The organism is Arthrobacter sp. Marseille-P9274 (assembly GCF_946892675.1).
Classification (GTDB): Bacteria; Actinomycetota; Actinomycetes; order Actinomycetales; family Micrococcaceae; genus Crystallibacter.
Genome location: NZ_CAMPOV010000001.1, coordinates 327,874 through 346,528, shown reverse-complemented (window position 1 = coordinate 346,528; position 18,655 = coordinate 327,874). Strand labels below are relative to the sequence as shown.

The 18,655-nt window shown below is 68.3% G+C and carries 17 protein-coding genes; 8 read left to right on the top strand and 9 right to left on the bottom strand.

The genetic code is table 11. The features are described 5' to 3' along the window. The first annotated feature begins 82 nt into the window (after positions 1 to 82). From OC550_RS01610 to OC550_RS01600, 3 genes are all read left to right on the top strand, one after another. The gene (locus tag OC550_RS01610) at positions 83 to 562 is read left to right on the top strand and encodes a DUF4383 domain-containing protein (RefSeq protein ID WP_262103565.1); all 480 of its coding nucleotides are present in this window, start codon (positions 83 to 85) and stop codon (positions 560 to 562) included. Positions 563 to 719: 157 nt separating this feature from the next. Beyond that, positions 720 to 947: a hypothetical protein gene (locus OC550_RS01605; RefSeq protein ID WP_262103564.1), complete on the top strand. Its 228-nt coding sequence runs from the start codon at positions 720 to 722 to the stop codon at positions 945 to 947. A gap of 265 nt (positions 948 to 1,212) precedes the next feature. Then, complete coding sequence (locus OC550_RS01600; RefSeq protein ID WP_262103563.1) at positions 1,213 to 4,029, top strand: GH25 family lysozyme; 2,817 nt, start codon at positions 1,213 to 1,215, stop codon at positions 4,027 to 4,029. A 102-nt stretch (positions 4,030 to 4,131) separates the two neighbouring features. Here the strand turns inward: OC550_RS01600 and OC550_RS01595 are convergent, their stop codons facing one another. After that, positions 4,132 to 4,524, bottom strand: coding sequence for a MerR family transcriptional regulator (locus tag OC550_RS01595; RefSeq protein WP_306556900.1), 393 nt, complete (start codon positions 4,522 to 4,524; stop codon positions 4,132 to 4,134). Positions 4,525 to 4,637: 113 nt separating this feature from the next. Between OC550_RS01595 and OC550_RS01590 the strand changes: the two genes are divergently transcribed. The 3 genes from OC550_RS01590 to OC550_RS01580 all read left to right on the top strand — a co-directional run bounded on the left by OC550_RS01590 (position 4,638) and on the right by OC550_RS01580 (position 6,197). Next, complete coding sequence (locus OC550_RS01590) at positions 4,638 to 5,060, top strand: Hsp20/alpha crystallin family protein (RefSeq protein ID WP_262103562.1); 423 nt, start codon at positions 4,638 to 4,640, stop codon at positions 5,058 to 5,060. An 81-nt stretch (positions 5,061 to 5,141) separates the two neighbouring features. Continuing rightward, complete coding sequence (locus tag OC550_RS01585) at positions 5,142 to 5,732, top strand: J domain-containing protein (RefSeq protein ID WP_262103561.1); 591 nt, start codon at positions 5,142 to 5,144, stop codon at positions 5,730 to 5,732. 72 nt (positions 5,733 to 5,804) lie between these two features. Continuing rightward, the gene (locus OC550_RS01580; RefSeq protein ID WP_262103560.1) at positions 5,805 to 6,197 is read left to right on the top strand and encodes a hypothetical protein; all 393 of its coding nucleotides are present in this window, start codon (positions 5,805 to 5,807) and stop codon (positions 6,195 to 6,197) included. A gap of 185 nt (positions 6,198 to 6,382) precedes the next feature. Here the strand turns inward: OC550_RS01580 and OC550_RS01575 are convergent, their stop codons facing one another. The 5 genes from OC550_RS01575 to OC550_RS01555 all read right to left on the bottom strand — a co-directional run bounded on the left by OC550_RS01575 (position 6,383) and on the right by OC550_RS01555 (position 11,964). Further along, positions 6,383 to 6,604 carry a hypothetical protein gene (locus OC550_RS01575; RefSeq protein WP_262103559.1) on the bottom strand — a complete coding sequence of 74 codons (222 nt, stop codon included), beginning with the start codon at positions 6,602 to 6,604 and terminating at the stop codon, positions 6,383 to 6,385. 699 nt (positions 6,605 to 7,303) lie between these two features. Next, positions 7,304 to 7,999, bottom strand: coding sequence for a TrkA family potassium uptake protein (locus tag OC550_RS01570; protein WP_262103558.1), 696 nt, complete (start codon positions 7,997 to 7,999; stop codon positions 7,304 to 7,306). Further along, positions 7,992 to 9,488 (bottom strand): TrkH family potassium uptake protein, encoded by a 1,497-nt coding sequence (locus OC550_RS01565; protein WP_262103557.1) that lies wholly within the window; start codon positions 9,486 to 9,488, stop codon positions 7,992 to 7,994. The genes OC550_RS01570 and OC550_RS01565 overlap by 8 nt, the downstream gene beginning before the upstream one ends. Before the next feature lie 430 nt (positions 9,489 to 9,918). Next, on the bottom strand, positions 9,919 to 11,112 hold the full coding sequence (locus OC550_RS01560) for a hypothetical protein (RefSeq protein WP_262103556.1): 1,194 nt from the start codon (positions 11,110 to 11,112) through the stop codon (positions 9,919 to 9,921). A 153-nt stretch (positions 11,113 to 11,265) separates the two neighbouring features. Beyond that, entirely contained in the window at positions 11,266 to 11,964 is a 699-nt protein-coding gene (locus OC550_RS01555; RefSeq protein WP_262103555.1) for a hypothetical protein, read from the bottom strand. Positions 11,965 to 12,116: 152 nt separating this feature from the next. Between OC550_RS01555 and OC550_RS01550 the strand changes: the two genes are divergently transcribed. Further along, positions 12,117 to 14,246, top strand: a complete 2,130-nt coding sequence (locus OC550_RS01550; RefSeq protein WP_262103554.1) for an ATP-binding protein — start codon at positions 12,117 to 12,119, stop codon at positions 14,244 to 14,246. Between the two features lie 392 nt (positions 14,247 to 14,638). Continuing rightward, positions 14,639 to 15,325: a response regulator gene (locus OC550_RS01545; RefSeq protein ID WP_262103553.1), complete on the top strand. Its 687-nt coding sequence runs from the start codon at positions 14,639 to 14,641 to the stop codon at positions 15,323 to 15,325. A 193-nt stretch (positions 15,326 to 15,518) separates the two neighbouring features. On the opposite strand, the gene OC550_RS01540 is transcribed toward OC550_RS01545, so the two are convergent. From OC550_RS01540 to OC550_RS01530, 3 genes are all read right to left on the bottom strand, one after another. Then, the gene (locus OC550_RS01540; RefSeq protein ID WP_262103552.1) at positions 15,519 to 16,127 is read right to left on the bottom strand and encodes a hypothetical protein; all 609 of its coding nucleotides are present in this window, start codon (positions 16,125 to 16,127) and stop codon (positions 15,519 to 15,521) included. Between the two features lie 148 nt (positions 16,128 to 16,275). Beyond that, a complete protein-coding gene (locus OC550_RS01535) occupies positions 16,276 to 16,863 on the bottom strand; it encodes a hypothetical protein (protein ID WP_262103551.1) in 588 nt (195 codons plus the stop codon). Between the two features lie 146 nt (positions 16,864 to 17,009). Further along, positions 17,010 to 18,605 carry an HNH endonuclease signature motif containing protein gene (locus OC550_RS01530; RefSeq protein WP_262103550.1) on the bottom strand — a complete coding sequence of 532 codons (1,596 nt, stop codon included), beginning with the start codon at positions 18,603 to 18,605 and terminating at the stop codon, positions 17,010 to 17,012. Between the last annotated feature and the right edge of the window lie 50 nt (positions 18,606 to 18,655).

Sequence of the window (18,655 nt, the reverse complement as noted above, 5' to 3'; positions counted from 1 at the left end):
AGAATCTATCCTTAAAGCAGCGGACGCCTCATGGGTCCTGCCCATCCTGACAGGAGAGGCGGCCACAGATGGGAAGACGGCTATGACCGCATCACAAAGCACGCATGCACACGGGGCGCACCCGGCAGTCCGGACGGCAGCGATGACTGTCGGCATCGTGTTCCTGGTAGTCGGCGTCCTCGGCTTCATCCCCGGGGTCACCACCAACTACGACGAGATGGCCTTTGCCGGGCACGCGTCCGGGGCCATGCTGCTGGGCGTGTTCCAGGTTTCCGTGCTGCACAACATCGTCCACCTGCTGTACGGCATCGCCGGTGTCGCCGCGGGCCGGGACGCCTGGGCGGCCCGCAACTACCTGGTCTATGGCGGCGTGGTGTACCTCGCGCTGTGGATCTACGGCCTGATCGTCGGCCCCGAAGCCACGGCCAACTTCGTCCCGCTGAACACCGCGGACGACTGGCTGCACTTCGTCCTGGGCGCCGCGATGATTGCTGTCGGCCTGCTGCTCACCAGCGGCCGGCGCAAGGTCGAAGGCCACGGGCACCGGACAGCACATCCGTAACCGAACAACGGGCCGGCTATCCCTTCTTGGGGGAGCCGGCCCGACTCCGTCCCGCACCGGGAGCGGAGCAAACTCAGCAAACAACGACGCCGGGGCGCGGCTGCCGCAGGGGCAGTTCCGCAGCGCGGGCGTCGGCAGGCAGCGGGGGGACGGCCACGTGTTCGAGCAGCACCGTTGGGCGTTGGAGCACGCGGCGAGCGTCGCCGAGCGCGATGCCCTTCGCCGGCGAATCGCTGCTGAGGAACTCAGGCGGCTGCGCGCGGAACTCGGCCCCGTGGCCGCTGCGAAGATCGAGCGGCAGATGCTGCGTATCATCGAGGATGAGCGGCGCAAGGACATCCGCGCCGCGGCATCGGATGCGCGGCCGGAGGAATCCGGCGACTGACAGTGCGCCCGCGCGGCGTGCCGCTGACTTGGGCGGATGGATTCGACGTTTGAAAATCCCTTCCGGGGCTGCGACGTGATGTCAAACACATCTCGGCGTGTCGGCCTTGCAAAGGACTTTGGCCCCGGGACGGGCTTGACGGTCTGGGTTACCCTTTAACCACAGCCGTCACTGTAGCCTCATATTTAACGCGCGCCCGGGGGAGCGCTTCCTCATGAAACTTTCAACCTCAGCCGAGACCTCTGCGCCTTTTTGGAAGAAACGATTGACCGGTTCGTGCACCCGCGTCCTGACTGCGGCCACGGTCCTGTCCGTCGCCGTCGGCGGCGTCCTCGTGGCGCCGGCATCCGCTACCGCAACCGCACCGCAGCAGGCCGCCGAAACGGCGCCGGCCGCGCAGGGCACCGCCCGGCCGACCAGCAGCGCCCTGCCCGAGCCCGCACCGGAAGAGACCTCTCCGGCCCCGTCGGCGACTGTTCCTACACAGCCGGCGGCGCCCGAGACCACGGCACCCGCCGACCCAGCACCCGCGGCTCCCGCCACCGAGGAGCCGGCCCCGGCTGAGGAAACCGACAAGGCGACGGTCGAGGACATCCCGCTGGAGGAGATGACCCAGGCACAGAAGCTGGCCCTGCTGGAAAAGGTGCAGGGCGAGCACGGCGCGGAGATGGGCAAGGGCCTGGAGATGCGCCAGGAGCGCGAGGCCGAGCTTGAAGAAGCGCCGGCGCAGGAAGAGCTGGCAGAGACGCTCGACGTGCTGGAGATCGACCGCACCGCCGCCGTCACGATCGCCGCCGCAACGGACCGGTATCACTGGAGGCCCTCGGGCGTCCAGGGCATGGATGTCTCCGGCTGGCAGCCCAGCGTGAACTGGCAGTACGAGTGGAACCTGGGTGCCCGCTTCGCCTACATCAAGTCCACAGAATCCACCACCTACAAGAACCCGTCCTTCGGCTCCCAGTACACCGGCTCGTACGACGTCGGCATGATCCGCGGCGCCTACCACTTCGCCATCCCGAGCGTCACCAGCGGCAAGACCCAGGCGGACTACTTCGTGAACAACGGCGGCGGCTGGTCGGCGGACGGCAGGACGCTGCCGCCGCTGCTCGACATCGAGTACAACCCGTACCCGGAGCTCGGCAACACCTGCTACAACATGAGCCCGTCACAGCTGGTCAACTGGGTGCGCGACTTCTCGAACCAGATCAAGGTCCGGACCGGCCGCGTGCCCGCCATCTACACCAACGGCTCCTGGTGGAACCAGTGCCTGGGTTCCAGCACTGCCTTCAAAGACCATCCGCTGCACATCGCGCACTTCTCCACCGGCAACGTCACCTACCCGTGGCTCCCGGCCGGCTGGACCCGGTACGACATCTGGCAGTACAGCGAATCCGGGCCGTTCCTCGGCGACTCCAACGTCTGGCGCGGCACGCTGACCCAGCTGAAGGACTTCGCCAGGTACCCCTCCGGCGTCAAGCCGGCCACGTCGACGGTCAATCCGGTCAGCACCACCGTCACCTCGGCAGCGCCGGGCGACCTCAACATGGACGGACACGCGGACCTCGTGTCCCGCCGGACCGACGGCTACCTCTGGTTCTACCCGGGCAACGGCTCCGGCGGCTACGGTACGCCCGTCAGGATCGGCAGCGGCTGGCAGGTCTACAACAAGCTGATCGGCGCCGGCACCTTCAACGGGGACCAGTACCCGGACCTGCTCGCCCGGCACAACGATGGCGCGCTGTGGTTCTACGCCGGCACGGGCGACGGCAAGTTCAAGGCCCGCGTCAAGGTAGGTTCCAGTGGCTGGAACTCCATGACCGACGTCGTTGTTACCGGCGACCTGAACGAAGACGGCAGGCAGGACCTGCTGGCCCAGCACACCAACGGGACCGCCTACCTGTACCCCGGGAAGGGGACGGGCGCCCTTGGCACGCGCAGCACTGCAGGCAGCGGCTGGGGCGCGTTCACCCAGCTGATCGCCATGCAGGACTTCGACGGCGACCGGCGCGAGGACGTCGCGGCGACGCGGGCGGACGGCACGCTCTGGCTGTTGCGCGGCAACGGCGCGGCGACCAGCTCCGGCAAGCTCTTCAATGCCGCGCAGAAGATCGGCAGCAGCGGCTGGCAGGCGTTCCAGCAGGTGCTCGGCGTCGGCGACAACAACCGCGACGGCAAGGGCGACATCCTGGGCGTCTACTCGAACAAGACGCTGCGGTTCTACGCCGGCACCGGTTTCTCGGAGCCGGAGGGCTACAAGCGCGGGGTTGCCAAGGGCGATCCGGTCTGGGACGAGTTCAGCCAGATGGTCGCGCCGGGCGACTACAACGGCGACGGCCTGGCCGACCTGATCGGCTCGAAGCCCAACGGCCAGCTCTGGTTCGCGCCCGGCGACGGCACGGGCAGCTACGGCGCGCGGGTCAAGATCGGCAACAGCGGCTGGCAGGCCTACAAGCACCTGACGGCGGTCGGCGACTACAACCGCGACGGCCGGAACGACCTGGTCGCCGTCGACAAGGACGGCCGGCTGTGGTTCTACGCCGGCACCGGCAAGGTCGGCTCCGGCAGCGAGGGCCTGCGGCCGCGCGTAAAGATCGGCAGCAGCGGCTGGACCGCGTTCACGCACCTGGAGGGCGTGGGCGACCTCAACCGCGACGGTAAGAACGACCTGCTGGCCGTCCATCCGAACGGCAGCGCCTATCTCTACGCAGGTTCCGGCACCGGCAAGAGCCACGGACCGCGCACGCTCATCGCGAGCGGCTGGTCCGGCTACTCCGGCGTTGCCCCCGTCTCGGACTTCGACGGCGACGGCACCAAGGATGTCGTGTTCCGCAAGGCCGACGGCACCATCTGGCTGCGCACCGGCCTGGCCCAGCGCTCCGGAAGCGCCTGGCTGTCCAACGAGCGGAGGATCGGCTCGGGCTGGAACGTCTACACCCGCGTGGTGGGCACCGGCGACTTCAATCGGGACGCCAAGGCGGACATGGTCGGCACCCGCTCCGACGGCTCGGCCTGGTTCTACGCAGGCACCCAGTTCAAGGTGTCCAACGCCGTCCGGCCCGGCATCAACACCGACACGCTCTAGGCCGTCCGCAGCATCCTGCGCGAGCGAGGGGCCCCGCCATGGATTTCCATGGCGGGGCCCCTCGCCCGTTTCCGGCCCCGGCGCGCCACCCGACGCGGATGATCAGCCCTCCGGCACGATGCGGGGCGCCTCCGCGGGGGTTTCTTCGGCTGCGCCGTCCGTCCCGCCGTCCCCGTCCCTCCGAGTGCCACCGCGCTTGGCTGCCCTCTTCCTCGCGGCCTTCAGCTCCCGGTGCAGGGCGGCGTTGTCCTCCTCGAGCCTGAGCACCTTGCCCACGCCCGCCAGGTTCAGCCCGTCGCCGACCAGCTCGCCGATCCTGCGCATGCGGTCCACGTCGTTCTGGCTGTACCTCCGCGTGCCCCCGTCGGTCCGCGCCGGCTCCACCAGGCCCTTGCGCTCGTAGAGCCGCAGGGTCTGCTCGCCGACGCCGAGCAGATCGGCAGCGACGGAGATGCCGTAGACGCCGCGGTCGGCGCCGTGCCGTTCTTCTGCCAACTTGCCCTCCAAAAACCACTTGAAAACAGGATACTCCGGAGTCATAATTTCTGTGTCGGGAGACATAGATAATCCTTCCGGCACACCGACAAGAAGAACTGAAGGAGGCAGTCATGTTGATGAGGACCGATCCCTTCCGTGAGCTGGACCGCCTGACCCAGCAGGTCTTCGGAACGCAGGGCCGGCCCGCGGCAATGCCGATGGATGCATGGCGCGAAGGTGACGAGTTCGTCGTCGAACTGGACCTGCCCGGCGTTGATCCCTCGACGATCGATCTGGACGTTGAACGCAATGTCCTGACCGTCGGCGCCGAGCGCAAGTCCCGCGTCGAGGACCGCCAGGACGTGGTGGCGGCCGAGCGGCCGGCGGGCACCTTCAGCCGCCAGCTGATCCTCGGCGACACGCTGGACACGGACGCGGTCACGGCCAATTACGACGCCGGGGTGCTGACACTGCGCATCCCCATCCGTGAGCAGGCCAAGCCACGCAAGATCGAGATCAACAGCAGCGATACGAAACAGCAGATCAACGCCTGATCTGCAGCCAGAGGTGGACGCGGCCGGCGGTTCGGGTTCCACTGGACTCCGGCCGGCGTCCGCCGCTTCAGCGAGGTTGCCATGGAAGAGCCGGATCTCTACGACATCCTCCAGGTTCCTTCGACCGCGGGCCCGGAGGACATCCGGCGTGCCTACCGTGCGCTCCTGCGGAAACACCATCCGGACATGCACAAACCGCGCGACGCCGTCGAGGCCCGCCGGCTGGCCCGGAACGTGGCGGCGATCCACCACGCCTACGAGGTCCTCTCGGATCCGCACCGCCGGGCCGCCTACGACCGGCGGAGCCACCGTCCGCAGGCCGTACCGGAGCCGCGCGGCCGGGACATCCATGTCCGCGTCCGCGTCCGCCGCAGCGGTGAAACGCGCGGGCCGGCCGGGCCGTCCGGTTCCTCCCCGCAGACAGGACCCCGCCGGGCGGCCCCCCTGGAAAGGGACGAGGTCAGGGTTGTCCGGGAGGATCCGCGGCAGCGCCAGGACGACGGCTGGGTTGTTCGGGACGATCCGCGGCAGCGCCAGGACGAGGTCTGGATCTCGCCGGCCTGGCTCCGGCCGCGGCAGGACGACGCCATCTCGCTATGTCCGGATGAATCGCCCCTGCGTCCGCCGCCCGACGTCTTCGAGCGCCTGCTGTGGCGTTGGTTCTTCCCGTAGCCGGACAGCAGCCCGGTTTCTTCCGATTGGCACGCAAGAATCCCGTTGGCACTTCAGAAAGGAGCAGCTCCAATGTCCAGTTGGCGCCGCTATGACTACCACCTCTTCCCGATCTTCCACGAGAGGTTCGAAGAGCGCTGGGGGCCCGGAACGGCGCCCTTCCTGGACCCGAGCGTCTACGAGGAGGACCAGCCCCGGCCACGCGCCCAATGGATCAATGTGGACACAGGTGCCGCCGTCGCCGTCGTTCCCGTGTGGGAAGACGACCGCGAGCACCGCTCCTTCGCCGTGTTCTACCTGCCTCCGACGGGCGGGATCTGGGCACTGCGTCCGGGCTTCACGGATTACGTCGAGGCGGAAGCGAAGGGCGACTTTGACCAGATCGCGCTGCGGAACGACTCGTTCAAGAAGGCGGTCGCGCACGCAGAGGAATTCATTTTCGGCCACCGCCATAGCCAGGACTGAGCGGCTGTTGCATGGGGCAAAGGTCCCGCACACCGGGGGTAGCGCTATCCGCTGCCCGGCCCCGGAGCCCCGCGCGCCTGGTGGCGGTAGCTCTGACTGCTGGGCCGACCCCGGATCGTCCAGCTGATGAGGCCGCCGGGCGCCGATTCGGTTCGGCCGTTTCCGCTGGCCAGGCCGGCCGGCGTCTACGCGCTTCGGCCGTCCCAGGCCTTCTCGATCAGCCTCTTCCTGATCTTGGCCACGGCTTCGCGAGCGCCGTCGAGCATGTGGTCGCCGGAAATCCTGATCTCGTCCCACCGGGCGGCGGCGACGTTCTCGGCCCGGCGGATGTCCCTGCGCACCTGCTTCGGCTGGTTATGGGGATCGCCTTCATACTCGATGGCGATGCGGTACTTCGGGTAGGACATGTCCCGGGATGGCGCTCTATGAGGCGAGCGAGTTCAGCCAGAGTGCAGTATGGCTTCTCGTGACCCTCGAACCATGGCCTGGGAATACGGACCAGGTGATCGGCAACAATGACGAGCAGATCCAAGCTTGAGCATTCGGCCAAGTCCAGCCAGGTGCGGGCTCGTGAGGTGAGGAAGATGCCGTCCAATTCCTGAATCTCATCTGGATAGATGAGGGAGCGGTGGCAGACGACGTCCTTCCGCCGGATTCGGGCGGCTCCGGAGGGGCGCGTGAGGTGCAGGGGCTCCTCCGATAGCCGCCGTTGGAAGCGGGAAAGCCCCAGATGATGGCGGCGCTGGCGTGGGAGGCGCAACTGCGCTCGTTGACACGGGTATACGGCCGGAGACGGCCCGCGAAATCCTAATCCGCGTTCGTGGGCGTCCGGATGCTGCGGCCCGTCCTCAGAACCGTGTCGTTGCGCATGCGGCCGCGGCTCAGCCCTGCCTTTCGTCCGTCCAGGATGGTAAACGCGGAATCCTTCAGATGGCTCGGCAGCGGATATGGCTTGCGCATGCCGACAGTATGCCGAGGTTGGCGGGTGCCTTGCGGAAGTTGTCCACAGGCTCATCGGTTGGCCCGTAATGGCTCGATAGATCCCCTAAAGGGGTCGTTTCCGGCCAGCAGCTTTCTGGGGAGGCGCGGGCTCGGTGCAGCCGCCGTCACAGCAGGGCGCTGAAGGACTCGGCTTTCTCCTTGGTGCCTTGGACGATGATCTGGTCGTCGTCGTAGAGCACGGTCTGCGGGGTGGTGTGTTCCCAGTGGCCGCCCTGGCGCTTCACGGCGACGACGGTGATGTCGAATTTCGAGCGAAGCTGCAGTATTTCGAGGGGCCGGTCCTGGGCGAGGCTGGGCGGAGTCGTCCGGATCATGACGAAGTTGTCTTCGAACTCGACGTAGTCCAGCATGGCGCCGCCGACCAGGTGGGCGACGCGGCGGCCCATGTCGTGCTCGGGCCGGATCACGTGGTGCACGCCAAGCTGCTCCAGGATCTCCGCGTGCGGCTCGCTGATCGCCTTGGCCCAGATTACCGGCTTCGCGAATTTGAGCAGCCGCGACGTCGTCAGGATGCTGGCTTCCACGTCGGTGCCGATGCCGACGACGGCGCGGTCGAATTCGTGCACGGAGAGCTGCCGCAGCGCCTCTTCCTTGGTCGAGTCGGCGCGGACCACGTGCGTGAGCAGCCCGTTGAACGCCTGCACGGTATCCTCCACGGCATCGATCCCGAGCACCTGCGTGCCCTGTGATTCGAGCTCAAGGGCCAGCGCGCCGCCGAAGCGGCCCAGGCCAATAACGACGACGGCGTCCGCCTCCGCGATGCGGTCAAAGGAGCGTGCGGGGAAGGGGTTCCTAGCCAATTAACGGCCTCTCTTTCGGGAATTCGTACAGGACGGGCCGCTGCCGTAGCGCCAGCGCGGACGCCAGCGTGACCGGGCCGAGACGGCCGACGAACATAAGGATGATCAGGATTACCTGGCCAGCGGGCGGGAGGCCGGCGGTGATGCCGGTGGACAGCCCCACGGTTGCGAACGCGGAGACGACCTCGAACAGCAGACGCTCCATTCCGGCGTCGGACATTAACATCAGCGCCATCGTGGCCCCGACCACCAGGGCGATCGCGAGCAGCACCACCGTGATGGCCTGGCGGTGCACCGACCGGGAGAGGCGCTTGCCGAAGATGTTGACGGCTGCCTCGCCGCGGATCTCTGTGTAGAGGATGAAGAACAACACCCCGAAGGTCGTGATTTTCAGGCCGCCCGCCGTGCCCGCGGGCCCGCCGCCGATGAACATCATGATGTCCATGCCCAGCCAGGAGACCGGGTGCATCTGGCCGATGTCGACGCTGTTGAAGCCGGCCGTGCGCGTGATGACGGACTGGAAGGACCCGGCCAGCACCCGTGAGCCCGGATCCAGCGCCCCGAGCGTGGCCTTGTTTGTCCACTCCGCCGCGGTGAGGAAGATGGTCCCGCCGGCCAGCAGCACGCCTGACCCGGCCAGCACGAGCTTGGTGTTCATGGACCAGTGGATCGGCCGCCTGTACTGCCGCGCCAGCTCGAACAGCACCGGGAAGCCGAGCCCGCCGATGATCACCGCGGCGGCGATTGGCAGGCAGATCCACGGATCCGACACGAAGCCCATCAGGTTGTCCGAGTACAGCGCGAAGCCGGCGTTGTTGAAGGAGGAGACGGAGTGGAACACACCATGCCAGAGGGCCTCGCCGGGCGCGTAGTCGTAGCCGGTCATGAAGCGCGCCGTGAGCACCAGCGCCAGCGCGGCTTCCGTGAGCAGCGAGATCTTCAGGACGCCCAGCAGGACCGTCCGGACGTCGCCGAACCCGGTGCTCTTGGTCTCCGCGGCGGCCGAAATCCTCGCGCGCAGGCCCAGCCGCCCGGCCATCAGCACGCCCAGCAGCGACCCGAAGGACATCACGCCGAACCCGCCCAGCTGGATCAGGACCAGGATCACGACCTGCCCGAACGTGGTCCAGTAGACCGGGGTGTCCACGATGATCAGTCCGGTCACACACACCGAGGAGGTGGCGGTGAACAGCGCCTCCAGGAAGGTGGCTCCGCCCTCGCCCTGCTTGGACATCGGCAGCATCAGCAGCCCGGTCCCGGCGAGCGTGGCGCCGCCGAAACCGAGGGCGATCACCTGCGCCGGGTGCCGCGGGCGGAGGCGTGCGGCAAGTACGACGGCGGCGCGCGCCAGCCGTCCCAGCGCGGCGGTCGGGCGCGCGAGCCAGGGTGGCCGGGCTGGCTGCGTCCGTCGCACCCCGCCGGCACCTCTGGCCAGCTGCTGCCGGCGCGCCTTGCGGGCACGGCGGGCCTGTGAGGCCTTGGCAGCCATAGGGTTCTTTCCTTCCTATATTGCACGTGGGAGCCCGGGCCTGGGACAGAGGCTACTGCAGAGCGCTGGCATTCACGCCGCTGGGGCGGCTTTGGCTGGCCGATCCGCGCAACTCGGCTCCGCGCCGCGCCGCAAGCCGGAATCGCCCGCGGTCTCATCTGTTGGCCGGTAATGGCTCGATAGATCCTCTAGGGGTCGTTTCCGGCCAATGCTTTCTAGAGATGGCCGGGACGGGGCTGGGTGGGGAGGCTCGGGTGATGGGTGATGGGTGATGGGTGAAGGGGCGGGTGGCTGGGGACAAGGGAGGGGCGGGTGATGGGGTGATGGGCCGGGGTTTCGGGAGAGGGGCGGGCGGGTCGAGCGGGTCAGCCGACGTGGACGCCGGGGCGGCGGAGCGGGTTGGGCTCGTTCTGCCGGATGATCTCGCGCACTACGGGGCGGTGTCGCCCTGGCCGAGGAGCAGGTAGCGCATCAGATGGGTGAGCGGGTTGCCTTCGGACCATTCGAAGTAGGCCTGCGGCATCACGCCGGTGGCGTCGCGCAGCGCCAACAAGATGGCGGCCAAGGCGTTCGGCGCCGCGGGGCTTTGCGCCCTCAGGATCCGGTGGCCGCCGGCTTCCTCGCCGCGCACGTAGAGGGTGTCGCTGAAGCCGGAGGGGTCGTTGATCTCGATCTCCAGGAAGATCACGTCGGCCAGGCCCGGGACCGGGTTGATCCGGCGCTGGGTCGCCTCCTTGTCGGCGTAGGCCCAGGTCCCGGTCGCCCGGGGTTTGTGTGCGATGAGGCTGATCCGGCCGTCGTACTCGAGGGTGTCGCGGATGAAGCGGCGGGCCTCGTCGTCGAACACGATGTGGTCGGCGCGCAGTTCGGTGGTCCGGCTGACGCGGGAAACCAGCGAGATGGCGATGATGCCTCCGATGAACAGCAGCGAGATCATCAGGCCGTCAGGCTTCTCCAGTATGTTCGCGACGAGCGCGTAAAGGAGCACGAGCGTCAGGAGGGAGTACGCGACGGCGGGGAGCCGGCGCCGGGCTCGGGAGGAACGGTGCCGGTCCTGCGCCTCGCTAAGATGGCGGCCGGCCGGGGCATCGCCGTTCTGCCGGGCGGGGGAAGGGTAAGGCGGGCCGTCGGCGGTGGACGGTTCTGTGGGGGAACCTTTGCCGGCGGCCCGCCAGCATGAGATGGCCACGGCGGCGGAGGCCGAAACCATCATGGCCAGTACGCCGGTGGCATAGGCCCCGGCCTGGGCGTTCACGTCCGCCTTGAACGCGATGGTGATGACGATGCTGACGCCGGTGTACACCAGGACCACCGGCCGGATGGCGCGGCTCCAGTCCGGGGCCATGCCGTAGGAGGGCAGGTAGCGCGGCACGATGTTGATCAGCCCGGCCATCGCGGAGGCGCCGGCGAACCAGAGGATCAGGATGCTGGAGATGTCGTAGACCGTACCGAAGCCTTCCCCGAAGCGCTCGTGCGCCAGGTAGGCCAGGGCGCGTCCGTTCGCCGCCCCGCCTTCCTGGAACTCGGCCGCCGGAATGAGCAGCGTGGTCACGAGGCTGCTGCCGAGCAGGTAGACGCTCATGATCGCGGCGGCGGAGGTCAGCAGGCGGCGGGTGTTCTTCACGCGCGAGGCCATCCGCTCGGCCGGGGTCGCGCCCGGGAGGCGACCAGCGGCATCATGCTCACGCCCGTCTCGAACCCGGACAGCCCCAGGACCAGCAGCGGGAACGCCAGCAGCGCCGGCAGGATCAGCCCGCCCACGCCCCCGAGCCCGAGGTCAGCGCCCCGGCCCAGTCCGCCCCACGCCGGGGGTGGCCACGACGTCGTAAATTCCCGCCCCGATGACCACGGCATTCAGCACCAGGAACAGCGCCACCACCGGGATCGCCACCGCCACGGCCTCGGTGAAGCCCAGCAGGAACACCCCGCCCAGCACCAGCAGCATCCCAATGGTCACCGGCAGCTGCTGGCCCTCGAGGAACTGCGGCGCCCGCGGGTTCTCCAGCAGATGGACCGTCGCGTCGGCCGAAGACAGCGTGATGGTGATGATCCACGACGTCGCCACGAACCCCAGCAGGATCAGCACAAACAGCTTCCCGCGCCAGAACGGCAGCAGCTTCTCCAGCATCGCCACCGACCCCTGCCCGTGCGGGCTCGCCAGTGCCACCCGCCGGTACATAGGCAGCATCCCGCACACCGTCAAGATCACGATCAGCAGCGTCGCCAGCGGCGAAAGCGCGCCGGCGGCCAGGGCCGCGATGGCCGGCAGGTAGGAGAGCGTGGAGAAGTAGTCGACGCCGGTCAGGCACATGACCTTCCACCAGGGGTGCTCGTGCGCGCCGGCCTCGGCGCTTTCCGGCCCGACCGGCTGGACCCGGTGTTCGAGCAGCCAGCGGGTGAACGTCCCGCCCGGCTTCCCGTGCCCGGTGGGGCGGGGGACGCTGGCGGGGACAAAGAACTGGGTTGAGGCACCCAACGCGGTCTTCTTTCTGGTGCGGTGCGAAAGGCTCCGGTTTCCGAAGCGATTGACCACACTACTCCGGCGGGGCGGGCCTGACGTGCGGTTTGGCGTTAAGAAAACATCAAAAATAACGACGGCGGGGCGCGGGTTGCGCCGACAATGGAGCCATGGGAACAGGGAGCCGGGGGACCGGCGGCGAGGCCGGTCCGCGGGAGCATCCCGGGCCGGCCGAAGGGCCGGGTCCGCGGGAGCATGCCGGGCCGGCCGAAGGGCCGGGTTCGGGCGAACGGCCGCGTCCGAGCGAGCCTGCGGGGCCGGACGGAGGGCCGCGTCCGGGCGAACGGCCGCGGGCACAACCGAGGACGCGGGCCAAGGGCTCCAAGGGCTCGAAGGGCGCCGTGCGCGAGCCGGCGCAGGCGAAGCGGAGCGTGCGCGAGCGGGCCGTGGTCGGGTTGTCCGGCGGTCCCGAGGGGCAGCTGCTGGTGCGCAGGGCGGTGCGGATCCTTGCGGGGAGCGAGGGAGCCGAACTGCATGCCGTGCACGTGCGGACGTCCCGGGCCGGCGGCGGCTCGCCGGCGGAGCTGGACCGGCAGCGTGCGCTGGTGGACCGGCTCGGCGGCAGCTACCACTCCGTCGGCGGGACCGACATCGCCGCGGCGCTGGCCGACTTCGCCCGCGGCATCAACGCCACGCAAGTCGTCGTCGGTGTCCCCGCGCACGGCCGGCTTCCGCAGCTGCGCCGCGGTGTGGGCGCCCGTTTGCTGCGCCTGGCCCCCGGCATCGACGTGCACCTGGTCAGCCACGGGCAGGGCCCGGCCACCGTCGCCGTACCCAGGCCGCGCTCGCCGTTGGGGCGCGGCCGCCTCATCGCCGGGTTCGTGCTGGCGGTGCTGCTCCCGGTGCTGCTCCAGTTCCTGCTCGGCCTCTTCGAGCACGGCCACTTCGCCACCGACATGCTCGTCCAGCTGAGCGGCACGATCGCCGTCGCCCTCGTCGGCGGACTCTGGCCGGCCGTCCTTGCCGCCGTGCTGTCCAGCGCCGTCGTCAATCTCTCCGCCGTGCACCCGGTGGGAACGCTGGGCATCAGCGATCCGGAGAACGTGCTCGCCCTGCTCATCTTCCTGGCCGTCGCGATCGCTGTCTCCCTCGTCGTCGGCCTCTCCGCGCGGCGCAGCCGGGAAGCCGACGCGGCCGGGGCGGAGGCGGCGGCGCTGGGCGAGCTGAGCCGCAGCACTCTGGCCCAGCACTACACGGTGGACGACTTCATGGAGCGGATCCGCGAGTACTTCCAATGCCAGGGGGCCGGGCTGTACGTCCTCAAGGCCGCCGGCGGAGACGCGGACAACCCGGAGGAACCGGGCAGTCCTGGCAACCCGCCCGGCCGCTGGCGCCTCGCCGCCGCCGCGGGCAAGACCGCTGCGGAGCCCAGCGGCAACGACATCGTCGAGCCGCTCGACCCGGAGCACACGCTCGCCCTGTCCGGCCGCCCCTTCAGCCAGCAGGAACGGCACCTCCTCACCGCTTTCGGCGCGCACCTGCTCGCCCTGCTCCAGCGGGACCAGCTCCGTGCCAGCCAGCGCGACATCGTCCGCCTCGCCGAGGGCAACCGCATGCGCACCTCGATCCTGCGGGCCGTCTCGCACGACCTCCGCACGCCGCTGGCTGGGATCAAGCTCGCCGTCAGCAGTCTGCGCCAGGACGCCGTGCAGTTCCCGCCCGAGGTCGAGGCCGAACTGCTCGCCACCATCGAGGACTACACCGACCGGCTCGACGTCCTCGTCGGCAACCTGCTGGACATGTCCCGCCTCACCGCCGACTCCGTCACCCCGCTGATCCAGCCCACCTACTGGACGGACGCCGTCGCCGCCGGGCTGCGCGGACTGCAGGCCGAGGGCGTGCGCGTGGACCTCCCGGACAACCTTCCGCCGGTGGACGCGGACCCCGGGATGCTCGAGCGGGTCATTGCCAACGTCGTCGAAAACGCCCTCAAGTACGCCGGCCCCGACGTCGTCATCACCGGCTCCGCCACCGGCATGGGCAGCGCCACCGTGGACGGCAGCCCCGCCGGCGAACTGCGCATCATCGACCACGGCCGCGGCATCCCCGCCGACCAGGTGCTCAGCATGTTCCGCCCCTTCCAGCGCCTCGACGACAAACCCGCAGGCACCGGGATCGGCCTGGGCCTGGCCGTCGCGAAGGGCTTCACCGACGCGATGGGCGGCCGGCTGGCGGCGGAGGAGACGCCCGGCGGCGGGCTCACCATGGTGATCAGGCTGCCGCTGTCCACCGGCGCGTGACACGAGTCCTGCGGTGGGCACCTGCCGCACGAGGCCGGCACCCCGCCGTCGTTCGCGTCCCGTTCGCGGCCGTTGTGATTCCGCAAAGATTCGGCCTACCGGCGTGAAGAAAGCATCAAGAACGACGGCGGCGCCTAGGTTCTGCGGTTTGCTGGAGTCATGCGGACGCACCTTCGAAGCCGCCTGACCGGGGAGACCTGTAACTGATGAACGAGCTCGAGCTCTGGGAGATGGCGGGCCTCTTTGCCACCGCGGGAGTTGTCCTGTGGCTGCTGGTCCGCGCCTTGATCCACGAGAAGGAGAGGTCCAAGTGGTGGTGACGGCGGCGCGGAGCCGGGCCGGCAGGGCAGAATAGGCGTAGCAGGCGGCAGAGTGAGGAGGATGCGGCAGGGATGGCCAATGTCCTGATCGTCGACGACGAGCCGCAGCTCCTTCGCGCCATGCAGCTCAACCTCGCCGCCCGGGGCTACCGTACCTTCACGGCGGCCACCGGCGGGGCCGCGCTCGCGGAAGCCGCCAAGTCGCCGATCGACCTGGTCATCCTGGACCTCGGGCTGCCCGACATGGACGGCGTGGAGGTCATCCGCGACCTCCGCGGCTGGACCGACGTCCCGATCATCGTGCTCTCCGCCCGGCACGCCTCCGCCGAAAAGGTCGAGGCCCTGGACGCGGGGGCGGACGACTACGTGACGAAGCCGTTCGACCTCAACGAGCTGCTCGCCCGGCTGCGTGCCGCGGACCGCCGGATTGGCAGCACCGCCCAAGGTCCGTCCGTGGCCACCGCGGACTTCGAGATCAACCTCAACGACAAGCGCGTCATGCGGGACGGGCAAGCCGTGCGGCTGACGCCGAACGAGTGGAACATCCTCGAGCTGCTCGCCCGCAACCCCGGACGCCTCGTCTCGCAGCAGCAGATCCTGACGCACGTCTGGGGACCCGCGTACCTCAAGGAAACCCAGTACCTGCGCGTCTACATCGCCCAGCTGCGCCGCAAGCTCGAACCAGACCCCGCCAAACCCCGCTACCTGCTGACGGAAGCCGGCATGGGCTACCGCTTCGAACCCGGCCCGCCTGCCTGACAAGCCAGCCCCGATTTCCTACCTGACAAGCCCGGGCTGCGCCTGACAAGCCCGCTCCCGAATTCCCACCTGACAAGCCCGGGCTGCGCCTGACAAGCCCGCTCCCGAATTCCCACCTACTGCGCGCAGTGGAAACTCCTGCATCGACCACAGCCTCGATCGATGCAGGGTTTCCCGCCGATGATGAAGGTTGCTACTGCCGGCAAGCTGTGCGGGCGGCCAGTTGCTTCAGCACAGGCAGGGCCATGACCCCGCGGGCTGCCCCCGCCCTCTTCAGGCCGAGTGCAACGTTCTGCACCCGCTGCATCTCGCCTTCCTTGGCGCCCAGGACCATGACCCAGCCAGCAAAGACCGGGATCGTCCACTGCAGGATCTTGAGCTGTTTCTGGGCTGACGCAAGTTCCTGGGAGGAAGCCGGCGCCGGTTCCGTTGCACCTTCTGCCCCTTCACCCGAAAGCATATCGACCTTGCGGCCCACCATGCCGGCGTACAGGGTCACCGCGGCGCCAACTAGGGTGACCACGGCCTTGTACACCGAGAGCCGCATGACGCCGTGCTGCTCGGCAAGCCGGTCCCGGTTTCCCAGCGTGAGCGGAATGCCGGCACCGAGGTGGGCGGCGAAGGCAGCCGTTTGGACCGGGGCCCACTTCTTCCAGCCGAGGCTGGATAGACGTGTGCGCTCAGTCGGGTCCTTGGCCTCTGCGGTCGCGCCGTTGAGGCCGATGGCACCCATCAGGGATCCGCCGAACCAAGCCCCCGCGGTTAGATCGTGGATGGAGCGTGCAATGAGATTTCCTGACATTGTTGTTCTCCTCGCGCTCATAGATAGTAAGGAAGCTGATTATCTTCCGGAGCTCACAGTCTATGGGCTGGCGACTCTAATGGGAACGGGCTGGCGACCCTTATGGGAACGCGGGGGAGCGGATTCCCGGCTGTAGGGAAGGCGGCGCCTACTGCCCGTTGTCCAGCGTCTCGGGGCTGGGGACAGCGCCGGCCACGCGCAGCAGGGCCGTCTCGTAGTCACCGCCGAAGCTGATCCTGGTGATGTCCTTGAACGGCAGTTTGATCAGGAAGTTCTCCCACTGGGCCGCGGGGTCGACGGTGAGCAGCCACACGGACTTCTTGCCCCAGTCCATTGGCGCGCCGATCAGGCACGTGTCGGGACGCGTGGCTTCGCGGAACACGGCGACCAGGGTTTCCTGTGCCGCCGCAGTGTCCATAATGGTCCGCGGATTGGCGATGTCCAGCTTCGCTGGCTTCTTCGGCGGCCAATGGGAGTCCTTCTTCAGGATCGGCAGGAACGTCTCCTCCGGTTCGACCATGCGCAGGTCCGCGATCCGGAGCGCCGTGTAGCCGTCCAGGTAACCGCCGTCGCGAAGGGAGGCCAGCAGGATCCAGTCCTTGCCGATCTCCAGCACGGTTCCATGGAGCACTTCGTTTTTCTGGACGCTGCGCCTAATGCTCAGCGGCAGCGACTCCTTCACGGATTGTTCGAGGAGAGAGTGGATTTTCTTCGTCGACTGGGTCTTGTTGGCCATGCCGTAATCCTCACATGCCGCCGGATGCTCCGCCACAGCAAGTGGCCACGCAGGCCGCTCCAGCATCTGTGCGGGGCGTGCTCGTTCGGCGGAAAGATTGGGTAAGACAGTGGTCGATAACTCCGCCTCGGACGTCACGCGTCTGCCTACCAAGGCGGTTCGGCCGGCTGCGCTGGCCCGTCGCCGAAGGGTCGGTTCCAGCCCAGGGTGGGTTGTGCCGCAGCCGCCGACTGTTCGGTACGTTTGAGAACGGGCGGGTGCCGGTATCTGTTGCGTCGTGGGACTTGTGAGGGGTCGATGTAGGCGGGCGGGATGAACCACGGTATTCCGTCTATCGATTCGATGATCCAGTCTCCGGCGTGGACCAGGTGGTGGTGGAAGGAGCAGAGGAGCACGCCGTTGGCGACGGAGGTTCTGCCTTTGTGTTTCTTCCAGAACCTGATGTGGTGCGCCTCGGTCCAGTGGGCGGGCATGGTGCAGCCGGGGAAGGCGCAGCCCCTGTCGCGGGCGACGAGGGCGCGGCGCTGGGCCGGAGTGAACAGGCGTTGTGATCGTCCGATGTCGAGGACTTCGCCTTTGCCGCCGAGGACGATGGGTATGAGGTCGGCGTCGCAGGCCATTTTGCGGACCGTGCGGGGTGTGATGAGCCCGGTGAAGACGGCCTGGCCGGTGGTACCGGCTGCGGTGGCGTTCATGAGGTCCTGGTAGTCGATGGTGACCATGACCTGGGGCCGGTGGCCTCCGCTGGCGGGAAGCTTATCCGTGGACAGGGCGATCTGACAGGCACCGACGAGACCCTGGAGCAGCAGTTGGGGCCGGGTGGGGGAAGGCCACCCGGGAACGAACCCTGTTTCTCCCGCCGGTCCTGCTTCTGCCGCCGGGCCGGTTGCTGCTGCGCTTGCCTCCGCGGCGGCGCCGTCCGTGAGGTGGCCGGGGCTGCTGTCGGTGGCCTGGAGGTCGCCGGCTTCGGGTGAGAAGGTGGTTTGCAGGCGCGGATTGGTTGCCGTATTCATGGCCGTGATCAGATGCTCGTACTGTTCATCCGTGGCACATACTTCGAGCCGGTGCAGGCCCCAGCGCTTCCGTTTGATGAAGACGCCTTGCTGGGCGACGAGCTGTTCCGTGCTGGGTTCGCGTCCGTCGGGATCAACGGCGGCTTCCCAGCTACGCGCGATGATGCGCAGCGTGTCCACATCCGATTCGGCGGCCTGCCGGGTCAGCTGTTCCTCCATGGCAGCCAGGTCATCCGGGGAGGCGACCGGGCGAATGCGTTCGAGGGTGTCATGGATGAGGGTCGCGGCCGTGCCGCCGATCTCGGACTCGGCGAGCCCGGCTGCCAGACGTTCGTACTTCGGCGGCGCCTCGCCGCCGGAGATGAGGGTTTGCGGCATGGTGCCGGCACCCACTCGGATACGGCGCCGGGCTTCGGTCCGGCTGATCCGCAGCCGGGCGCGGAGGTAGTCGGCGGCGTCCCGGAATTCGGACTTTAACTCCGGGTTGTTCGGGTCCCGGCCCCCCGCGCTTGCTACGCCTTGCCGCTCCACCGTATGTGCCCCAGTGACCTGCAGCTGCTCGACGGTCCTGGAGAGGTCCTCGAAGAGCCCTACGCAATCCGCCACTACCTGCGGGTCTTGAAGGCCGGCATTCTGACGGAAAATCGCGGCGAACTCCTGCAGTTCATCGCGCATCGAAGCGAGGAAGCCGGTGGCTTCCTGAGTCGCTTCGAGAGGTGCGATCGCCATGCCTAATTCTATCGAAAATGTGTTCTGATAGCACGATAAATCTGCGCTGT

Excerpts from the sequence above, each read along its gene's own strand:
- OC550_RS01610 (WP_262103565.1), top strand. The coding sequence starts at position 83 with ATGACCGCATCACAAAGCACGCATGCACACGGGGCGCACCCGGCAGTC.
- OC550_RS01590 (WP_262103562.1), top strand. The coding sequence starts at position 4,638 with ATGTTGATGAGGACCGATCCCTTCCGTGAGCTGGACCGCCTGACCCAG.
- OC550_RS01585 (WP_262103561.1), top strand. The coding sequence starts at position 5,142 with ATGGAAGAGCCGGATCTCTACGACATCCTCCAGGTTCCTTCGACCGCG.
- OC550_RS01580 (WP_262103560.1), top strand. The coding sequence starts at position 5,805 with ATGTCCAGTTGGCGCCGCTATGACTACCACCTCTTCCCGATCTTCCAC.
- OC550_RS01575 (WP_262103559.1), bottom strand. The coding sequence starts at position 6,604 with ATGTCCTACCCGAAGTACCGCATCGCCATCGAGTATGAAGGCGATCCC.
- OC550_RS01565 (WP_262103557.1), bottom strand. The coding sequence starts at position 9,488 with ATGGCTGCCAAGGCCTCACAGGCCCGCCGTGCCCGCAAGGCGCGCCGG.
- OC550_RS01550 (WP_262103554.1), top strand. The coding sequence starts at position 12,117 with ATGGGAACAGGGAGCCGGGGGACCGGCGGCGAGGCCGGTCCGCGGGAG.
- OC550_RS01545 (WP_262103553.1), top strand. The coding sequence starts at position 14,639 with ATGGCCAATGTCCTGATCGTCGACGACGAGCCGCAGCTCCTTCGCGCC.
- OC550_RS01540 (WP_262103552.1), bottom strand. The coding sequence starts at position 16,127 with ATGTCAGGAAATCTCATTGCACGCTCCATCCACGATCTAACCGCGGGG.
- OC550_RS01535 (WP_262103551.1), bottom strand. The coding sequence starts at position 16,863 with ATGGCCAACAAGACCCAGTCGACGAAGAAAATCCACTCTCTCCTCGAA.
- OC550_RS01530 (WP_262103550.1), bottom strand. The coding sequence starts at position 18,605 with ATGGCGATCGCACCTCTCGAAGCGACTCAGGAAGCCACCGGCTTCCTC.